At 37.8% G+C, this 17,755-nt stretch carries 13 protein-coding genes; 8 read left to right on the forward strand and 5 right to left on the reverse strand.

What is annotated here, in order from left to right:
* Positions 1-6: 6 nt before the first annotated feature.
* From htpG to AC4D4B_RS09245, 5 genes are all read left to right on the forward strand, one after another.
* A complete protein-coding gene (gene htpG, locus AC4D4B_RS09225; protein WP_490999758.1) occupies positions 7-1,887 on the forward strand; it encodes a molecular chaperone HtpG in 1,881 nt (626 codons plus the stop codon).
* A 188-nt stretch (positions 1,888-2,075) separates the two neighbouring features.
* A complete protein-coding gene (locus AC4D4B_RS09230; RefSeq protein WP_490994489.1) occupies positions 2,076-3,149 on the forward strand; it encodes a Wadjet anti-phage system protein JetD domain-containing protein in 1,074 nt (357 codons plus the stop codon).
* On the forward strand, positions 3,140-4,651 hold the full coding sequence (locus AC4D4B_RS09235) for a hypothetical protein (protein WP_490994490.1): 1,512 nt from the start codon (positions 3,140-3,142) through the stop codon (positions 4,649-4,651). The genes AC4D4B_RS09230 and AC4D4B_RS09235 overlap by 10 nt, the downstream gene beginning before the upstream one ends.
* Positions 4,652-5,398 carry a DUF6063 family protein gene (locus tag AC4D4B_RS09240; RefSeq protein ID WP_490999759.1) on the forward strand — a complete coding sequence of 249 codons (747 nt, stop codon included), beginning with the start codon at positions 4,652-4,654 and terminating at the stop codon, positions 5,396-5,398.
* Complete coding sequence (locus AC4D4B_RS09245) at positions 5,376-9,836, forward strand: coiled-coil domain-containing protein (protein WP_490999760.1); 4,461 nt, start codon at positions 5,376-5,378, stop codon at positions 9,834-9,836. The genes AC4D4B_RS09240 and AC4D4B_RS09245 overlap by 23 nt, the downstream gene beginning before the upstream one ends.
* A gap of 59 nt (positions 9,837-9,895) precedes the next feature.
* Here the strand turns inward: AC4D4B_RS09245 and AC4D4B_RS09250 are convergent, their stop codons facing one another.
* Positions 9,896-10,195: a TIGR04104 family putative zinc finger protein gene (locus AC4D4B_RS09250; protein WP_490994493.1), complete on the reverse strand. Its 300-nt coding sequence runs from the start codon at positions 10,193-10,195 to the stop codon at positions 9,896-9,898.
* Positions 10,196-10,441: 246 nt separating this feature from the next.
* Between AC4D4B_RS09250 and AC4D4B_RS09255 the strand changes: the two genes are divergently transcribed.
* From AC4D4B_RS09255 to AC4D4B_RS09265, 3 genes are all read left to right on the forward strand, one after another.
* Positions 10,442-10,819 carry a PH domain-containing protein gene (locus AC4D4B_RS09255; RefSeq protein WP_490994494.1) on the forward strand — a complete coding sequence of 126 codons (378 nt, stop codon included), beginning with the start codon at positions 10,442-10,444 and terminating at the stop codon, positions 10,817-10,819.
* 317 nt (positions 10,820-11,136) lie between these two features.
* Positions 11,137-11,421 (forward strand): hypothetical protein, encoded by a 285-nt coding sequence (locus tag AC4D4B_RS09260; protein WP_139891914.1) that lies wholly within the window; start codon positions 11,137-11,139, stop codon positions 11,419-11,421.
* Between the two features lie 184 nt (positions 11,422-11,605).
* Positions 11,606-12,433, forward strand: coding sequence for an MBL fold metallo-hydrolase (locus AC4D4B_RS09265; protein ID WP_490999761.1), 828 nt, complete (start codon positions 11,606-11,608; stop codon positions 12,431-12,433).
* A 307-nt stretch (positions 12,434-12,740) separates the two neighbouring features.
* Here the strand turns inward: AC4D4B_RS09265 and AC4D4B_RS09270 are convergent, their stop codons facing one another.
* From AC4D4B_RS09270 to AC4D4B_RS09285, 4 genes are read right to left on the reverse strand one after another with little or no spacing between them, the layout of a single operon-like run.
* On the reverse strand, positions 12,741-13,745 hold the full coding sequence (locus tag AC4D4B_RS09270) for an SDR family oxidoreductase (protein WP_490999762.1): 1,005 nt from the start codon (positions 13,743-13,745) through the stop codon (positions 12,741-12,743).
* Entirely contained in the window at positions 13,742-14,677 is a 936-nt protein-coding gene (locus tag AC4D4B_RS09275) for a bile acid:sodium symporter family protein (RefSeq protein ID WP_140461476.1), read from the reverse strand. Before AC4D4B_RS09275 ends, AC4D4B_RS09270 begins: the two co-directional genes overlap by 4 nt.
* A 1-nt stretch (position 14,678) precedes the next feature.
* On the reverse strand, positions 14,679-16,427 hold the full coding sequence (locus AC4D4B_RS09280; RefSeq protein WP_066103749.1) for a thiamine pyrophosphate-binding protein: 1,749 nt from the start codon (positions 16,425-16,427) through the stop codon (positions 14,679-14,681).
* A gap of 11 nt (positions 16,428-16,438) precedes the next feature.
* Entirely contained in the window at positions 16,439-17,641 is a 1,203-nt protein-coding gene (locus AC4D4B_RS09285) for an iron-containing alcohol dehydrogenase (RefSeq protein WP_490999763.1), read from the reverse strand.
* Positions 17,642-17,755: the final 114 nt, after the last annotated feature.

The raw sequence follows: 17,755 nt of genomic DNA on the forward strand, positions 1-17,755 counted from the left end.
ACGAAAATGGAAAAACAACAATTTAAAGCGGAATCCAAACGATTATTGGAAATGATGATTAACTCAATTTATTCTCAGCGCGAGGTATTTTTGCGTGAGCTCATTTCAAATGCCAGTGATGCGATTGATAAACTATACTACAAGGCATTAACAGATGAGTCCTTAACATTTAATAAAGAAAGTTATTACATAAAAGTAAGTGCAGACAAAGAAAAGAGAACCTTATCCATCCTGGATACCGGTATTGGGATGACCAAGGAAGAGCTAGAAAATAATCTTGGTACGATAGCTAAAAGTGGATCTTTAGCTTTTAAAAGCGAAAATGAATCCAAAGATGGCCATGATATTATCGGACAATTCGGCGTTGGTTTTTATGCAGCGTTTATGGTAGCTGATAAAGTGACCGTAATCAGTAAAGCGCTTGATTCTGATACTGCGTATAAATGGGAATCAGAAGGTACGGAAGGATATACGATTGTTCCATCCGAAAAGGAGACAATCGGTACTGAAATCATTCTTACGATTAAAGAAAATTCAGAGGAAGAAGATTTCGATCAGTATTTGGATGAATATAAACTAAAATCCATAATCAAGAAATATTCAGATTTCATTCGCTATCCAATCAAAATGGATACCGTGGAGAAGCAGCTAATTGAAGGCAGCGAAGATGAATATGAAAATATTATTGAGGAACAAACCATCAATAGCATGGTTCCAATTTGGAAAAAGAATAAAAGTGAATTAACAGATGAAGATTATGAAAGCTTCTATCATGAGAAGCATTATGGCTTTGATAAGCCGCTTAAACACTTGCACATCAATGTTGATGGAACAATCCGCTATAATGCGATTCTTTATATCCCTGAAAATATTCCGTTCGATTATTATTCCAAGGAGTTTGAAAAAGGGCTGGAGCTGTATTCAAACGGTGTTCTGATCATGGAGAAATGTGCTGATTTACTTCCTGACCATTTCAGTTTTGTGAAAGGGATGGTCGATTCAGAGGATCTTTCATTGAATATTTCAAGGGAAATGCTGCAGCATGACCGACAATTAAAGCTTATTGCAAAAAATATTTCGAAAAAAATTAAGAGTGAGCTTCAATCATTATTAAAAAATAAACGTGAGAAATACGATTCATTCTACAAATCCTTCGGCCGTCAAATTAAATTTGGTGTGTATAGTGATTTTGGAGCAAACAAAGAAGCCTTACAGGATCTGCTTATGTTCTACTCATCTAAAGAGAAAAAAATGGTCACACTTGATGAGTATGTATCAAGAATGCCAGAGGATCAAAAATACATTTATTATGCAACCGGTGATTCCTATGAAAGAATAGAAAAGCTTCCTCAAACAGAGCTTGTTCTTGATGAAGGGTATGAAATCCTATACTTCACTGAAGATATTGATGAGTTCGCCGTTAAAATGATTATGAACTATAAAGAGAAGGAATTTAAGTCTGTCTCCAGCGGAGATCTTGGTATTGATCGTAATTCTTCAGACAAGCAAACAGATGAAAAAGAAGATGAATATACTGAAATATTCAATTATATGAAGGAATTGCTTGCAAACAAGGTGAAGGATGTCAGAGCTTCCAAGCGTTTAAAAACGCATCCTGTTTGTCTATCTGCTGATGGAGAAATCACGATTGAAATGGAAAAAATCCTGAATGCTATGCCTGATAATCAAAATGTGAAGGCAGATAAAGTATTGGAAATCAACACAAATCATGAAGTCTTCCAATCTTTAAAAGCAGCTTATGAACAGGATAAAGCCAAACTGGATTTATATACTGAGTTATTGTATAACCAGGCATTATTAATAGAAGGACTGCCAATCAATGACCCAGTAGAGTTTACAAATAATATTTGTAAAGTAATGGTTTAATCATAACTATAAACGCATCTGTTAACTGTTAAAGTCAGTAAACAGATGCTTTTTTTAGTGTTTTTTTCCTATTTATAAGCCGAAAAGCAGAAAATCTTGTGTATAATAATACGTATCGACAAAATTCTCCAAGAGAAAATAGGTTATTTTTTGATATAATCCTATAAGTAAGTTGAAGCAAGAAGAAGGTGGCAGTTATTAATAAGGTTGAAGTGAGAGTTAGACAGTTTATAGAAGATATACAGCATCCTCAGCAAAAGAAAAAATTAAATGTAAATGTATTGGAGAGCCAATTAAGAATACATATAGAAGACTATTTTGATATGGATGGGTATACATTGTTTCACGATGTTATCGAAAGACTCGTTGAAGAGAATATTCTTATACCGATACTAAATAAACAAACAAATGGCCGGCATCCAGCCTTGCCATTATTTTATTGGGTTAATATCAAAAAAGAAATCACTAAATGGGATCGTCTTGAGATGCTTAAGCTGAATGATCGATTTGATTTTTCTTATTATGAAAACCATCCGGAATGGCAAACGGAAGATGAATGGTTCAGGGTGAAAAACCTTTATTCGTTTCTAAAATCAAGTCAGGATAGACAAATTGTTTCGCTGGAAGAGCGGAGTCTTGAGCTTTTCGGTCATGAAAAATTTCTGACGGACTCTGATTTATTCCCTGAGGGAAAGGGATTTCTACAAAGAATCGGCGTATCGATGGAAGAATTAAAAAGTATGAAATTTGGAGAACCATTTGTTTTTTGGTTGAAGCCAGGTGCTCAGATAGCCGACATTAAACGTGTTTTAATAGTAGAAAATCTATCATTCTTCCATACTTGCGTTCAATTGCTGGAAGAAGAAATATTAGATTACGAACCGGAACTGATTATTTATGGTGAAGGTAAAAAGATTGAAAGGAGCTTCTCCTTCTTCTTTAAACTTTTCCCGAAGGATTCCTCCTATTTATTTTATTATGTAGGTGACTTAGATGCAGAGGGCTACAGCATTTGTATGAGATTGATAGATAAATATCAAGAATGCACCATTCAGCCTGCTTTAAAAATCTACCGCAAAATGCTTGACTGCATGGTTCAGGCAAATTCGGAGACAGGACAGGTACGTAATGAAATACACAGGGAACGATTCTTTTCCTGGTTCACGGAAGAGGAGCAAAACAGCTTGAATGAATTATGGGCTGCCAAAACCCGAATTCCGCAGGAGGTTTTAACGATTGAAACGTGGAGGAGATGGATGTGAACGAATCGTGGGAAGGCTTTTCTCAAAGGATGAAACGATTGAATCCTTTGTTCGAATTGGGAAAAGGAATGGAAATCGGTGAACTCAAGCCTTATATACAGACTATATTAATGCAAGTTCTACTGACCATGTTTTATCGTGAATTAAATGATGATGATGGCCGTAGAAAAACCGACATTTTACATATGGTTGAGGACAGCATTAAACAAATGAAGCTGACGGCTGATGAAAAGCAAATAGAAAGAATTACGAATGGTCTCTTATTTCAGGGGAAGGAAGAATACAGCAAGCCATTTGAATCCTTATATTTTGATGAAACGAAACAGGTATGGGATACTCAAACCTATCGTTATGTGATGATGGATGAACTGTATACAAACCTGGAGATGGGTGGATCCATCGTTTATAAATTAACCGATGTTGCACAAGAAATGATTTTTATGAGTCGGGAAATGGCGGAAGAGTTCTCCATTACGATTGAACAGCTATATAGTATGCAGCTGATTAAAAATGGCAACTTCAAAAAAGCGACACGGAATTTAGATCACCTCATTTCGAGAGTGAATCGTTTAATGACAAAGGAATATTCCTTTCAGAAAGAGATGATGAACAACCCGAAAATTCTTCTCCTGGAGCAAGAACACCAAAGAGAGGAAAACCGGTGGGAGATTGAAGAGCAATTCGAGGAGGAGAAAAATCATTTTCGTACCATCTCGTCTATGATTGAAAAAGCGAAACGTACTGAAGAAAATGGGTTGGTTCAAAAGGAATTAATTCTTCTCCATGAAAAAATTGAACATACCAGACAGCTTCATGACCGGTTTGCAAAGCTGGTTATTCAAAATATTTCATATGAGATGAAATTAAAAGCAGAAAATCCTTCTCTATTTTGGGAAAACAGCCTTGTTTCATTCCGAGAGCATATTTATGAAAATTGGTTAATGAAAGAGGGAATTAAAGACTTCGGTTTGATTGATCAAATTATTGGACCGCTATTTTCACCCAAAAATGAATTTATTCTCCCACTGGACTGGATTTGGATGGAGCAGGAATCGGCACATACACTCCAAATAGAAGATACGAATCAAGATGAGGATGAAGAAGAAGAATTAATCAAGCGAGTAACAGATTGGTCCTCTGTTATTAAAGCATGGAAATATGTATTTGAGTATATACAGCAATATGGAGAATTTTCATTAGCGGATTTAGCAGATATGCCTATGGAAATACAGGATCAATGGTTTGAGGAAAGCGAAACGATTGATTTATGGATGTTGTTTGATAAGAAACCTCTCCAAATCATGTCTCCGACAAGGAAATTGGAAACATTGACGGATGAACGTGAAATCCTCCTTCATCGATTAATGAATGAATATCCACAATTTTTATCATTGGAAGGTCGTCATATTTATACGGAGTTTGATCATCGATCAGATCCGATTTATTGGTATAGGACCAAAATGACACCATTTAAAATTTGTGTCCGGGAGGAACTCGAATAAATGAATAATGAGATTATAAAAAAGGCTTCGCAAGTGTACTTTACTTTACTAAAAGAAAAAGTAATTGATGAAACGAGCGAACATTTTCAAACCTACTATGAGCCGGAAGTCAGACAAACTGTCCTATTACTGGCAGATGAATCCGGAACCTATATTATAGAATCGCCTAAGCGTATCCATTTAGTAGTACAGCCGGCAGGGTCGGTCTTTGCAACTAATTTTACCCATATGAAGGATAAGCACAAACAAATAGAAAATAAGAAGTATTTTAATTTAATGAGTGTCATCCTAATGGCTTTTTTGGCTATGGTGGATAAGAATCAGGCAGCCAAAATTCGGACAAAGCGTGAAGGGATAACCTATTATGCATTGGAACGCCAGGTTAATGAATTGATTACAAACTGGAATCGAATGTTAAAGGAGGACCCTTCCTTTGGCGAGGAACAAGCCATTGATATGCCGGATATCGTGACTACATGGGTCCATATGGTCATAGAAACGGATGATTTCGGCACAAAGAAAGGGAACAGGCGCACTCGTATCGGACTGATTACGAGTGCTATGAGACTGCTCGAAACTGAAGGGCTGATTGTGATTTTGGACAAGGATGATATACCAAAAGCTGTTCCGAAAATGGAGTTATTTGAACGGATTGAATTCCTTTACCATGATTATGACCGTTATGAACAAATGAAGGAACTTATGAGAACGGAGGAACAGGAGCATGCCGAAAATCCATCGCATTAGAATCGTCGGACTGAAGTATGACGGGATGCAAAAGCAATATAAGGACACAACCTTTGATTTTCACAATGAACAAACATCAACAAACGGATTAATCGCGATGATGAATGGTGGCGGAAAAGGGGTTTTTCTGCAATCCATCTTTCAGGTGCTCAAACCGGGTACAGCATGGGGCAAACAAAATAATCGTTTTTATCAGCAATTTTTCTTTAATAAAAAGGAACAATTTGCACCGTATACTTTCCATATATTAATCGAGTGGGAACTGGATGGTTCCGATGGGCGGCATTTAGTGACCGGTGGTATGTTCTCTGCTGAGCAAAAGAAATTGTTGGATGAGGATCTCAATGAAGAAACAGGTTCAGATGAGCGTGAAGCTAAGATTGTTCCGAATATCACTTTTTATGCCAGAGAATTTGATCGTAAAGAGGATGTAGCATTAGAGCATATTCCTCTATACGAGAATGGACAGGTTGCTGATCCGGAAGAACTGAAAGATTATTTTAAATGGAATGGATTCGATGTATATCGAGACATAAAAAAACATTACCGCATTCTTGATACATATGGCATTAATCGAAAAGATTGGGACATTATGAAAGAGATTAACAGGGATGAAGGCGGAGTTGGTAAATATTTCGAAGGGGCAGAGGATGATCATTCCCTTTTTCAAAAGAGAATTATCCCAACAGTCAGCCAGGTATTAAATAAAGCTGAAGCGCAAAAGAATGACCTAATCGAAATCTTTAAAAGCCAGGCCAGTATCGCAAAGGATTTGCCGGTTTTACTTAAAAGAGAACAAGCCCACAAGGAATTTTTAGAGGATATTGTTCCTTTTGAAGATCATGTCAGAATCGGTGTAGAGCATGAAGAAATTGTACAAGCAAGTACGAAGGAAGGCCAGCAGCTCCTCGGTGCTTTGGACCATGTCATTAAGCAAGAAAAAGAAGAGTTAATCTCACTAGAAACAGAGATTGAACAATTAACGAAGCAACTGTCTGTCCTACGCTTTGAAAAGGATAATTTGGAGTATGCCAAGGCCCATCAGGATGTACGTAAGTGGGAAGAGCAGCTTCAGAAAAACAAAGAGAAACATGAACAGCTGAAGGAAGTTGTCGCTGAAAAACAAGCAATAAGGGACGAATTCACCTTCTCCTTGTTATTAAAGGAATGGAGTGAATTTGAAAATACGATTCTTAATCTGACTGACCAAATGAGTAAACTTGAACAAAATAGTGGATTAGAACAAGTGAATCAACGAATGGAAGAAATTAAAGCAGAGGTTACAGAGGAATGGGAAAAGGCGAATCTAGATATTGCCAAATCAAATAACCAGTACCATGCTTACAAAAAATACCTGACTAAACGGATTAAAGAATCAAGTGGTCATGATAAACAAAAGACGATTGAGATCGCTAAATTAAGTGCAGAAATTCTTTCTATTCAGGATGAGCTTCAAACTTTTGAAGTGAAATCAAAGGAAATGTCCACCCAATTTGGTGACCGTGTCACATATGATTTATCTGGGTTAATCAGTCATTTTAAACAAAATCTAATCCAGCTTCAGGAAGAGTTAAAACAACTGCAGGAGAAGGATCAACAAACACAGGAGTTTCAAAATGAACTGTCCGGTTCCTTAGGAACATTGCGTGAATCACTGAAACATCTGAACACCAAACGAGATAATTGGAAAGAGGCTTACCAAAAGCAGGATTTAAAAGAATCCTCTATTTTAGAACGGATGAAATTAGTTTTGGATGATGTCTCACCATCCCTGACCCATGCTCTATTATCCAAATACGCTGCCGGAATTGAAGGTCAATTAACGCAGAATCAGGAAGAGAGTGAACAGGTTAAAAAAGAACTATGGGAGAGTCAGCTAGACCATTATTTGAACGATGAGAATTTTTGGATTGCTAATCAGGATCTAAAAGAGTTTAAAGAGTGGATTGATGAAAAAACAGGCATAGATGTGTTCTATGGGACACAGTACCTGCAATCATTGGATGAAGATGAACGTCTTCATCACCTGGAGGCCTATCCTCTTTTACCGTTCGGGTTAGTCGTCAGCCAGACTCAATGGGAAAAGATCAATCATCATCTATTACAGGGAAGGCTATTCAAAAGCCCGGTACCTGTTTATTTGAGAGAAGAGATGAATGGTAATCCGGTATCTTCTTTTGTTGTTTTGCACGGTGAAGAACATGAACTTATCACAAACCGTAATGAATTTATGAAATGGAAGGTATCAATTTCAAAGAAAATTGAAGAAAAAAAAGATGTTTTAGATGAGCTTGGAAAATCAGAACGATCTCTTCGCCGTTTATATAACGAATTAAACAGAATGACGGATACAGATCTTTGTGTAGATATTGCCAAATTCATTGAACAGGAAGAAAAGGAAATATCCAAGGTTGATACGGAATTAAAACGAACTGTTCAAATCCTCGATAAAGAAAAAGAATTACATGCTCAATTACGTGAACAAATCAATCAAAAGCTAGTGAGAATCGAGGAATGCGGAAAACACGTAGATGTATTGGAAGCATTTATTCTGGAAAAAGAAAAATATGACGAACATAAACAATTACTTGAAGCTAAAGAAACGCATAAATCTACTCTTATTGCACAGCAGGCTGAGATTGCCAAGGATTTAGATGAGCTGAATGATAGAAGTGCTCAATGGAATCAAACTTATTTGGAATGGAAATTGGCTATCGACCAGAGTATTAAGGAAATCGCGCAATTTGTAAATACAGCTTCATTTCCACCTGCAGAAAAAATGGAGGGTAACGATGAAGTACCAAGCTTGTCCCTGCATATATTAGATAAAATCATGGGGCAATTGAATGAATTAAAACTCTTGCAGCGCTCCAAGGAAGAACAGGCACAGGAATTACTTACATTAAAAGCACAGAAAGAAGCTGAAATGTCTCAGAAGTCTAAATTGGAGAAGAAGCTATCCAAGCAACATGAAGACTGGAGAGAAAGGCCTGTACCTGATGAACCTATCAGTATATTAGAGGGTTTGCAGCAAACTGCTCAAAAAGAAGCAAAAGAAGCAGATAAAGAGGAGCGTAAGCAGGATAAGGAAGTAACCGTTGCAGAAACCTCTCTTAATCTGGCAAATGAACAAGCGAAAAAAGCACAGAAAAAGCTAAGCAAGCATGAACAAGAGCCGGAAAAATGGGAAGATCAGGATCTGGATGTTAAAGAGGTAGAAATTAAAGACCGAACTAAATTAACCAAAAAACAATTGGATCAGACTGAGAAGAAGCTGAAAGAGACAAACGAACGTATTAATGGATATGAGGGAGACCAATTAACATTATCCGTAATCCTCAAGGAAAACCCAGTGCCTTATACAGATGAGGTCGTGGCGAGAATCAAAAATCAGGGGAAATCATGTATATTAGCCTGGTGTGAAGCCCACCAAAACTTCATTGAAGAAAAACAGGTTAAACATGCCAAGCTTGAACAATCGCTTCGTAAGCTAAAGCTGACCATTGAGGATAAAGATTGGGAGCTTCGATTTAAAAATGAAGTTTTGACCTCATTAGATCATATGGATACGCGCCATTATGCGCATATTGAAACGATTATTTCGAATATGAAACGATTTTCAAGAAGCGGCTTGGAGCAATTGGACCGTGATAAAGTACGAGCTGAAAAGGCGCAGGATTTCTGGGCAAGCCGTGCGAGTATGAAGGTTATGAGTATGTCCGATGCTATACGTTCCATGATTGTGAAAATGAAAATCAAAAATGAGCGTGGAACATTCCCACTGGTTCAATTAAAGGAAGATCTATTGCCTAAAAATGCGGAAGAAGTGGAACCACTTTTAAAGCAGCATTTCGTTATGGCAATTGATAAAATCACGAAGCAATTCGAGACAATTGATGATCACAATAAAGCTCTGGAGGTTGAAATCAAACAATTAATCAGTGATGAACAAATACTGTTTGTATCTCTTCGCAATCGTTTCCCTGAGCTGCTTGTTTATAACATGCGTACGGATAACGCATTCATGTATGGACGGCCTCAGAAGGAACATTACTCAACCTGGAAAACTATTAACCAAGGTTCTAAGACGAAGTCAGACGGAAGCGGCGGCCAAAAATTATCTGCCCGGATGGTCATGATGATGATGCTTCTATCCGTTAAGAGTGAAGCAGATAACAGCTGGGTATCATTAGTATGTGATAATCCATTTGGCCAGGCGGCATCAGCACACGTTCTTGATCCAATTTTTGCGGTGGCAGAAAAACTGAAATTCCAGTTAATCGTTGTTACACCGCCAGAATTAGTGAAAACAGAGATCAGCCAGCGCTTTGACTCTTATTACAAACTTGATTTTGTCCGTGAAAATGGTAAAGAGATTGTGACTGATACGGTGGTACCTGCCTACCGAATTTATCAAGGTGAGGAAGTTTTACAATAGAATTGAAGGTAAAAATAGAGAAAAGGAGACTGTTAGAATTTCTAAGCAGTCTCCTTTTTTCACCATAACGGCTCTTCTTTATCAGTCAATTGTAAAAATAAAGGCATTGATAATAAAACAACAAGCATTAATACTAATTCGATGATGATTACAGAGGGTAAGGATAAATTAAATAGTACCGTAAAAGGAATGGTTACTAGTGGAAATAATACAACAATAGAAGTGAGTTTTCGTGAATACGTGCTTTGGTACTGGTTAGCTCCACAATTATTACATTTCATATTTTTGCGGAATGACGCTAATTTTTTAAGCGAATCACTCCATGACCATTTGCTGCCGCAGTTTTGACAAGTTGGCACCGTAATTCCTCCTTTATTGAAGATCCTTAATACTCTAATTGAATTTGAAAATAGAGTGGTGGGATGGAAATAAAGACATCCACCAAGCATCCTATTTGTAAGTTCATATCTTTCATATAAATACAGAACCTGTATCTTTTTTGTCGAACACTTGTACAAATATATTATAGTATTTAATTCCATTTTATATAAAATCATTAGTAAGGTATACTTTAAGTAATCAGAATCATAAAGGAGGATACATAGATGGGAATTTTAGATGGGTTAATGGGTAATTCTTCAACTGTAAGTAAGGATGAAGTATCCAAATCTCTAAAAGAAGTATTGTTTCCAGGTGAAGAAGTTCAACAAGCGTACAAGTTAATCAGGGATATGATTGTATTTACGGGCAACAGACTTATTCTTGTAGACATACAAGGAATGACGGGGAAAAAAGTTGAGTATCATTCCATTCCTTATAAAAGTATCACTCATTTCAGTACGGAAACAGCTGGAACATTCGATTTGGATGCCGAGCTTAAAATTTGGTTATCTGGAGCAAATATACCAATAACTAAGACATTCAAAAAAGGCAGTAGCATTGAAGATGTTCAAAAATTGCTTGCATATTATGTTTGTGGGTAAATAAAAAAACAAATCAATTAATAATGGGAGAGCGTTTTAAAACGCCCTCCCTTTTTATTGTTCCTCTTACCTAATACCATCATAAGAAATATAATCCGTAGTCTTTTTGCTTCATATAATCATAAAAATCCCTACTAATAAATAAACATTTTTGTATAAATTGGAAATGATGAAGGACATTATAAATTTGTGACGAATATTATAATATGTGTCTAAATTGTGAACGATATGAATACGTTTTATCAAAACGAACTATTTATTTTATGTCTAATTCTACTTATAAAGCGCTTTCATTATTATGAGAGGGAGGAATTATAATGAATGATCAACAAATTGTAAAATGCGGAAAATGCCAAGGAAATCAAGTGAAAAAACTAATTACTGTCTCTGATATGATGTTTTTGGCTATTTTGATTGCATGCTGCATCCCAATGCCAGGTTGGTATTTAATCCCGATATTTATGTTCATAGGCTTTTTGGATGTAAAAAAAGGGGGCTTCCGCTATAGCTGTACTGGATGCAAATCCAAGTTCAGAGTAACGAAGGAAATTAATGCAGCATTTACTGAGTTTTTTAGGGCTCAGAAGACACTAATTAAATAAGAAACAAATGAACGGGGACCAGTTAAATAGAAACTGGTCTCTTTTATTTATCTAACGAATACAGGAGTACTTGCGACTTAAGTTGTAGATCATATCATCCTTTGTCAGGACGTAAAAATTCTTGGTAATTAATATACTTAACACATAAACAACTGAACCAAATTAAAGGGATGGTGATATAAAAATGAGTACACTTTACATTTGTACAACTTGCGGGACACAAACGGACTGCTTAAATGACCCACCGGTGAAATGTTTAATTTGCAGTGAGGAAAGACAGTATATTAATCCTAATGGGCAGCAGTGGACAACAATGGAAGAGATGCTATCTTCAAAACAATTTAAAAATGAAATAAAGTATGAAGAAAAAGATTTGTACAGTATGAAAACAGAACCAGATGTTGGTATCGGTCAAACAGCATACATCGTTCAAAGCGATAATTTTACATTATTATGGGACTGTATTACTTATATTGACCAATTAACCGTCGATAAAATAAAAAAAATGGGTGGCTTAAATGCACTTGCATTGTCACATCCTCATTACTATTCCAGTCAGATAGAATGGGCTGAAGCCTTTGATATCCCAATCTATATACACGAAGACGACCAGGAGTGGGTATTAAGAAAAAGTGAAAAAATTGTATTTTGGTCAGGAGAATCTTTAAAGTTGTCTGAAGGATTAATCCTTCACAGATTAGGTGGCCATTTTAAAGGTGGCACTGTCCTTGAATGGAATAAAGGAAATCATCATAAAGGAATTTTGTTGACTGGAGATATTATTCAGGTGGTGGCTGATCGGAAATGGGTTAGTTTTATGTATAGTTATCCCAATTTGATTCCTTTGCCTGCTAAAAAAGTAATGGATATAGCCGACAAAGTAGCCAAAATGAACTTTGACCGGATTTACAACGCTTTTCATCGTATCATTCAGAAGGATGCCAAACTAGCCGTTCAAAAATCTGCTGAGCGATATATACAAGCGTTAAATGGGACTTTATTTGAAATTTAAGTAGGACACAAAGAGAATTTTTTTTAGGAAAACTGTTATTAAATAAAAAAACGCCTTTTAGTTATAGAACCCAAAAGGCTTGTAACAAACGTATAACCACCCTTCTTTAAGAACTGATACATGTCTTGTTGCCTATATACATTTTAGTCGAGATAATTGCAAGTAATCTCAATTGGCGAACCTGACTTTAAGTTTAGTACTTAGCACTAAGATGTAATTTCATCTTGACTTATCTTAGAACTTTTAGCATCTGCTCCCATTTGTAAATTATCAATTAAGGTTACCGTATTATAATGAAATAAATACGTTAATTGTATGATTTCACATCAATTCGGTACTGATGACGTTGACTTTTCATTTTAGCATTGTGCTTCAGGTAGTATTCAAATACTTCTCTTGTTGTATAAGTTGGAGTATATCCAAAAATGTTTTTCAGTTTAGTGTTATCTAGAACAGGTCGATAGCGAAGGAAGTTAACCTGTTCCTCTCCATATTGAGTTAGGGATAATCGTTTTAAGATATAAAGAGCCCATCTTACGACTAATGCAGGGATCCGTATGACTGGCTTGTATAATATATAGGCAAGTTCATCGATTGTTAGCTTACCATCACCAGCAACATTAAAGATTCCTGTCACATCACCTGTAACGGCCCGTTCGAGACAGCAAGCGACATCATGATCCCAGATAAAGACGAATGGGCTATCAGATCGAGAGATGCCAATTAAGGCTTTCTTTTCAAACAGAGCGGTAATCTGATTGTTCACTGTCTCGCCAAGGATGGTACCTATTCGGAAGATGACCTGTTCCAGCTCTGGGTGAGTTTGACGATATTGAGCTAATAACTGTTCAACCAACCTTTTGTGATAGGAATATGCAAACTCCTTGTTGCCCCGAATCGGCACATCTTCTGTAATCCAATCAGGATTGTCTGGATGATAGCCATATGCAGCACCGCTTGAGGAGACGATAAGACGTTTCACGCCATTGCTGACGCAAGCCTTTAGAATATTTTCTGTACCGAGAACATCAACGGAATATTCCAGTTCACGGTTGCTCTTTTTTCCTGGTGTAACGATAGAAGCCAGGTGGACGACCGTATCGATATGATATGTGGCCATAACCTTATGTACATCCTCTGAGCGGATATCGATCTGTACATATTCTATGGTAGTGTCGGAATAAAATATAGGCTTTTCTTGAATATCAGTAGCGATAATGTGAATAGGTTTCCCGTTTTTTTCTGCCACAGATAGTCGTTGGACAAGAAGGCTTCCTAAATAACCTGCCGCGCCTGTTATGAGTACATTCATGTTTTCACACTCCTGGCTGATTCTTGGACGGTTTCTTTATGAGGTGGCCGCTTTGACCAATAAGTAGCAATGGTAAGCCCAGATATAATATGCCAGATTGCCCACCAGGCAGCTACTATGGCCATACCACCTAGTCCGTCAAAGAAATTAAAGATCAAAACAAGTCCTAGTCCTGAGTTTTGGATCCCGACCTCAATCGAGATGGCCCGACGATCAGCAATCGGAAGCCTTAACAGCGAGGAAGTGGTGTAACCAATGACTATGGCAAGTAAATTATGAATAAATACAATGATCGCAACCATCCCAATGAACTCAATAAAATATTTAAAATTTGCTGCCAGTGAAACGATGACAAAGCCTAGGAAGAAAACAATGGAAGCTTTTTTCGCCCATTTGTTGATTTGCTGGGCTTTTTCCGGATATTTATGATTGATATACATCCCGATAGCAAGCGGTAACCCGAGCATTAGAAAGATTGTCACTAGCAAGTCTTGCGGACTGATAGTAAAGGATTTGAGCAAACTATCTGTTGGTCCATAAAGAGAACCCCAAAGCAAGGTGTTAAAGGGAGTCATAAAAATAGCCAGTACGGTTGAAATAGCCGACATGCTGATGGATAATGGGGTATTACCTTTAGCTAAGTAAGTCAAGAAGTTAGATAAATTGCCGCCCGGACAAGCAGCTACCAAAAATAATCCTAGAGCGATACTTGGTCTTGGCTGTATGATAAGAACGAGTAGATACGTAAATGCCGGAAGCAAGACGAATTGACAACACAGCCCGATTATAGCCGGTTTTGGGTTTTTAACACTTTGCTTAAAATCTGCCAATTTTAAGTCCAAAGCGACCCCAAACATGATAAACCCGATTAAGATATTCATAATTGTCAGTGAAGTTGCGTTGAAATTTAATTGGATATCATCGATATTCATGCTATTTACCCCTTGGTTCAGCATGCATTTCTTTAAAATATTTTAAGCCTGGTGCCCACATATGCTTGACTGGATCTACATCAGCATGAATAACCGAACAAATCCCGCTTCGGATTGATCGCTCAAGGGCCTCGCGGAATTCAGTTGGATTATTGGCATATTCCCCATGTGCACCCATGCTTTCAGCTAACTGTTGAAAATTGATATTGCCCAGGTCTGTATTAATGCTTTCTTCAGGGCTGAGGGTTTTCTTGATTAAGGTCTTAATTGGCTTCATGGCTATATGCTGATTAATTTTTACCATTCCCCATTGACGGTCGCAAAGAACGATATAGATAATATGCAAGCCATTCCGCACTGCTGTTTCAATCTCTTGTGGATGAAAGCCCATTGCTCCATCTCCAATGATGCAGCAGACAGGTACATCTGGCTTAGCAGCAGCTGCGCCGAGCGCCTGACCGACACCTGCCCCGAGCATCCCGAATTTAAATGTCGAAATGACTGTTCCCGGTTCTCTAACCTTATAATAGAAATTTGTCCAAATGGCTGTATTTCCGCCATCAATAACAAGTGGTGATTCTTTTGGAAATACCTCACTGCATATAGCAGGAATATGAGCTGAGTTCATCGGAGTGGCATGATCATTTAGATGTTCGTTAAGCTTATCCCTGTGCTTTTGCTTATCTTCAAGGTATTTGGATAGCAATGCTTCGCGCTGAAGGTAGTTCAATTGATCCTTGAAGGGAAGAAGTCGTTGATATAATTTTTCTAAAAAGATTTTTACATCTGAGAGTATGCTGACCTCAGTTGGCTTATTTGCACCGAGAATAGAAGGATCTAAATCGACTTGAATTACCTTTTGGTTATTGTTCCAGTAAGGTGCTTTTCCCCACCAATCTGTTTCTCCTATCCTTGAGCCTAGCACTAAAAGCACATCTGCTTCATTGCGAACCTTGTTATTAGCCTCAATATGAACCATTGGTAGCATAAGGCGGTTATTCTCTGAAATAGCGCCTCGTCCGGCCCAACTTGTTGTAATCATCGATTGTAATAATTCCGCAACCTTCTCAAGCTCATTGAAGGCGCGTGCATGAATGACTCCACTGCCAGCATGAATAACAGGAAATTTAGCTGATATAAGCAGTTCAACCGTTTCATCTAATTGTTGTTTATTTGGTTCAGGTGGCTGGGTTACACGATATTGGCTAGCCCTCCAAAATGAAAGGTCACATTTCACTTTCGTATTGAGAATATTTTCCGGTATATCAAGATGAACGACTCCTGGGCGTCCTTCGAAACATTTTCTTAAGGCGGTGCGGAGCATTTCTGGAATCCTATCGAATGAAGGAACTGCTTCGCTCCATTTCGCAATCTGGCCAATCACTGCTGTCTGATCAAAGCATTGATAGGTACCTCCACGGTCTGGGTACATGATGCCGGTCCGCCTGGCACTGGTAATCACAAGCACCCGGTTACCTTCTGCCTGCTCGACAACTAGTCCAGGAAGGATATTGGCTACTCCCGGCCCATTGCTGGCCATGCAAACTCCAAGCTTACCAGTCAATCTGGCATAGGCTCCAGCCATGTGGGCTGCGCTCGTCTCATGACGTGGAGAAATCAATTCAATACCATGGTTCTGTAAGTTTGAATAGAATCCAAAATAAGTTCCATCAATGATGCCAAATAATTTTTCAACATTCTCAAGGCTTAGCATTTTTGCGATGACTTCGCCGCCACTCATTTCAGCCATAATATTCCTCCTTAATCATTACGATTATATTGATGAATCAAATCAGGGTTCAATACTTGAAATAATTGATGAAAAATCTTTTCAATATCCTCTTGAGTTGGAATCCTGCGGTTTGTGTCAATACCATTGCCGCAAAGAGTGAGCGCCGTTAATTCCTTTATTTGTGAGGAACACATTTGTTCCGTTGGGATGTATGGTCTTCCTGTCTCCCAAATTTGAAACTGCTCATTATATTGATAGACCAGTTTAAGTATTTTTCTGGCCAGGGCTGATTTGCTTTCATTGGGGTTGTGTCCAATAGCAACGGCTAGTTCTGCATAACGATCTTCTGCATCTTCAATTCCGAAGTCAATTACAAATGGATGCAGGAGTGCAACACTTAAACCATGGGGGATTTTATATTTTGTCCCTAAGGCTCTGCCTGTGGCGTGTGCTAAGTTAGTTGATGAATTTGAGAATGCTATTCCAGCATATAAACTGCCGATCAGTATATCATCATAGGCTTGTTGTTCATTTGTTTTTATGTAAACGTTTGGAAGGGCGTTGGTGATTTTCTTGAAGGCTTGAAGAGCATAGAAGTCTGTTAATTCAGTTGCTTTTGTTGAAACATAAGCTTCCATTGCATGGGTAAGTGCGTCTAAGCCTGTATATGCGGAGATGGCCGGCGGTAATTTCTTGATCCAATAGGAATCTAATATGGCCGCATCCGGTACAAAACTTGGATGAGAGGGATTGCGTTTAATGCCAGTTTCATCGTCAGTAATGACCATAACTTTTGTTGCTTCTGATCCTGAACCGGCTGTGGTTGGTATGACAATCAAGGGAAGACGATTAATTTTGGATTCTTGCTGGGTGGTAAGTAAAGTATGCTCTGAATTAATGGCAAAGACGGAAACGGCCTTAGCGAGATCAATTACACTGCCACCACCGATTGCCACAACACCATCACAGCCTTCTGAGAGAGCTGTATGGGTGGTTTTTCTCACCTGACTGAAGGTTGGTTCACCTTTGTCGCAAATATAGAGTTGAAACGATATCCCTTGTTTTTCAAGCTTTGAGAAGAGATGCGTTTTCGCATCTTTGTAAAGCTTTCCTGAAATCATGATAAAAGCTTTCTTGATTTGCAGCTTTTGGATTGTCTCCATAAGCTGTATTCCACTAAACCCGCCTGTCAAAATTATGGCAGGTTTTAAAATAGATTCGATAAAGATCACTCCTTCAGTATGGTGTATACGCTTACATTAATGGATGCAGAAAAGTTTCTAATATTATATCTAAGGAAGATTATAAAGATTTGAAAGTTCAAAAGCAATATTAATTCAGAAAAT

This window comes from Pradoshia sp. Z6_59, assembly GCF_058267515.1.